The sequence below is a fragment of the bacterium genome, from assembly GCA_035371905.1.
Taxonomy (GTDB): Bacteria; Ratteibacteria; UBA8468; order B48-G9; family JAFGKM01; genus JAMWDI01.
In genome coordinates this window covers 1-3418 of record DAORXQ010000143.1, presented here as the reverse complement: position 1 = coordinate 3418, position 3418 = coordinate 1, and the positions used below count along the sequence as shown (strand labels likewise).

Annotated in this window: 4 protein-coding genes; all 4 read left to right on the top strand. The window is 27.2% G+C overall.

Translation table 11 applies throughout. From position 1 onward, the window contains the following. Positions 1-116: 116 nt before the first annotated feature. On the top strand, positions 117-605 hold the full coding sequence (locus tag PKV21_09730) for an HIT domain-containing protein (GenBank protein HOM27765.1): 489 nt from the start codon (positions 117-119) through the stop codon (positions 603-605). Then, entirely contained in the window at positions 595-1827 is a 1233-nt protein-coding gene (locus PKV21_09725) for an endonuclease Q family protein (protein ID HOM27764.1), read from the top strand. Before PKV21_09730 ends, PKV21_09725 begins: the two co-directional genes overlap by 11 nt. Positions 1828-1834: 7 nt before the next feature. After that, positions 1835-3025, top strand: a complete 1191-nt coding sequence (locus PKV21_09720; GenBank protein HOM27763.1) for a lipid-A-disaccharide synthase-related protein — start codon at positions 1835-1837, stop codon at positions 3023-3025. Positions 3026-3101: 76 nt separating this feature from the next. Next, on the top strand, positions 3102-3418 hold a 317-nt coding region (locus tag PKV21_09715; GenBank protein ID HOM27762.1), incomplete at its 3' end, for a hypothetical protein.

Sequence of the window (3418 nt, the reverse complement as noted above, 5' to 3'; positions counted from 1 at the left end):
GTAAGATGTTCAGTTGGGAAAAGACAGCAATAGAAACACTTAAAGTTTATAAAGAATTGGAATAAATATTCTGAGAGATAATTGAAAAATTTTAGTGAAAAATGTAGAATTTTAAAATGAATAAAAAAGAAATAATCTGGGCTCCGTGGAGAATGGGGTATATTTTAGGAATTAAAAAAGATAAATGTTTCCTCTGTGAAAGTATAAATTCAAAGAAAAACGAGTATGTTATTTATAAAAGACAATATAGTTTTATAATAATGAATATTTTTCCTTACAATAATGGACATATAATGATTGCTCCTGTAAGACATTTAAAAAATCTGGAAGACCTAAAAGAAGAGGAGTTAAATGAAATTGGACAATTGATAAAAATTTCAGTGAAAGTTTTGAAAAAAGTTTTAAAACCTGATGGATTTAATATTGGTTTAAATATTGGTAAAGTTTCAGGAGCAGGATTGGAAGAACATATTCATATTCATATTGTTCCCAGATGGCAGGGTGATACAAATTTTATGCCTGTTATTTCAAATACTAAAGTAATTCCTCAATCACTAAAAGAACTCTCAAAAATACTTAAAAAAGAGTTTAAAAATGAAAAGTGAAATGTATATTGCTGATTTTCATATTCATTCAAAATATAGCAGGGCAACCAGCAAAGATATGCAACTTGACGGTCTTGTAAAATGGGCTAAATATAAAGGCATAAATCTTCTCGGTACAGGTGATATTACTCATTTTTACTGGTTTTATGAACTAAAAAGAAACCTTAAAGAAACAGATAGATTTGGAATTTATAATTATGGAGGAATTGATTTTATTTTAACAGGAGAAGTTTGTAATATCTTTGATAAAAAAGGAATTACAAAAAAAATTCATAACATAATTTTTATTTCCTCAATAGAAAAGGTTGAAAAATTCAACAGAAATGTAGAAAGATATGGTGATTTAAATGCTGATGGAAGACCAATTTTACAACTTGAAGCAAAAGAACTTTTAAAAATACTTAAAGATATAGATGAATTTGGATTTATTGTTCCTGCTCACATCTGGACACCACATTTTTCTCTTTTTGGTTCAAATTCCGGATTTAATAAAATTGAAGAATGTTTTAAAGAACTTACAGATGAAATTTTTGCACTTGAAACAGGATTGAGTAGTGACCCGGAAATGAACTGGAGATTATCTGCACTTGATAGATTTTCTTTAATTTCAAATTCTGATGCTCATTCTCCATCAAAAATAGGCAGGGAAGCCAATATTTTTTTTGACAAATTTGATTTTAAAGAACTCATTTCAATTCTTAAAAATAAAAATTTTAAAATGACAGTTGAATATTTTCCTGAAGAGGGCAAATATCATTATGATGGACATAGAAATTGTAAAATATGTTTTTCTCCAGAGGAAACTAAAAAAAATAATTATATATGTCCTGTTTGTGGAAGAAAGGTAACTGTTGGTGTAATGCATAGAGTGGAAGAACTTGCAGATAGAAAAGCAGGAGAAAAACCACAAAAATATGTTCCATTTAAAAAAATAGTTCCGCTTGACCAGATAATAAGTTGTGTTTTAAATAAGGAAGTATCTTCTCAAATTGTTCAGAAAACTTACTTTGATATTATAAATAAATTTGGACCAGAATTTTATATTCTTATAGAAGCAGATGAAAAAGAATTTGAAGAAAAGATTGATATTAAAATTTTTGAAGGTATAAAAAGGGTTAAAAAAGGAGATGTTAATATAAAACCAGGATATGATGGAGAATTTGGGGAAGTATCGATATTGTTAGATTTAGAAAAAGAAGAAGACCAACAAACCCTTTTTTAATAAATTCATGAAAAGTTTAAAACTTCTTTTTGTAAGTAATGGTCATTTTGAAGATATGATGGCATGTCAAATTATAAAACATTTAAAAAAAAATTTACCTTTTGTTTGCATTAAAGCCCTTCCTTTGGTAGGTGAGGGGAAAGCATATATTTCAGAAGGTATTCCTGTTTTAGGTCCATGTAAAAATTTGCCAAGTGAGGGACTGATCCATTTCGGATTTAAATATTTATTAAAAGATATAAAGGCAGGATTAATTCCTTTATTTATAAAACAGATAAAGGTTTTAAGAAAGGAAGGAAAGAATTCTGATTTTATTGTAGCAGTTGGAGATATTTTTCTTTGTGCTTTATGTGGTTTTTTTTCAGGAAAAAAAATTATTTTTGCTTCTACTGCTCAATCAATTTATATCAGGAAAATTGATAGAATAAATATATGGTTGATGAAACACTTTGCAAATGTAGTTTTTCCAAGGGATGAAAAGACACACTTTTATTTTAAAAAATTTAGAATACCATCTGTATATTTTGGGAGTTTAGCAATGGATTGCATTGATTTTACAGGAGAAGATTTTAATATCCCTGCAGAAAAAAAAGTTATCGGATTATTACCTGGAAGAAGAAAAGATGCTTTTAAAAAACTTTATTTTTTGCTTGAAATTGTGAATAAAATTTTGGAAAAAGCAAAAGAGGAGAATAAAGAAATTCCTTTTTTCATAATTTCACTTTCTTTTTTTCTTAATATTGAAGAAGTAAAAAAAGAGATTGGTAAATTAAACTGGAAATTTATAGAAGTAAAATTAAAAGAAAAGGGTATTATTGGTTATTTAGTTAAAGATTCAAATAAAATAATTGTTTCTGATAAATTTGGAGATGTTATTAATAAATCTAATTTAATTATTGGATTTTCAGGAGCAGCAAATGAACAGGCAATCGGTCTTGGTAAACCCGTAATAACATTTCCTGTAAAAGGCAATCTTTATCCATGGTATTTTTTTGAAAAAATACAAAAAAAACTGCTTGGAGGGTATGTTTTTGCTTTACCATTTGATATAAAATTAATTGCAGAAAAAATTTTTTCTATAATTGAAGACCCCCTAATAGAAAAAGAAGTAAAAAAAATTGGTTTGGAAAGAGTTGGACCTGCTGGTGCTGGCAAAAAAATCGCTCTTTATATTAAAAATAATTTTATTGAACCTTAATTTGCAGTACTGAAATATAATTTGAATAATTGACATATTTATACATATATTTTATAATGAATTAAAGGAGGTCTGTATGAGTAAATTCAATTCAAAAAAGTTTATAAAAGAGAAGGTTAATGAATTAAAGAAAAAAATAAAGGATAAAAAAGCATTGGTTGCAACTTCAGGTGGTGTTGATAGTTGTGTTTGTGCAATTTTAACAAAGATGGCTATCGGAAACAATCTTATTGTTTTTTTTGTTGATGATGGATTAATGAGATATAAGGAAGCAGAGGATGTTAGAGATTTTTTTGCAAAGAAGGGGATAGATTTAGAAATATGGAATGTTGAAGATGCATTTTTTGATGCATTAAAAGGAAAAATAGACCCTGAAGAAAAGAGAAAAGCATT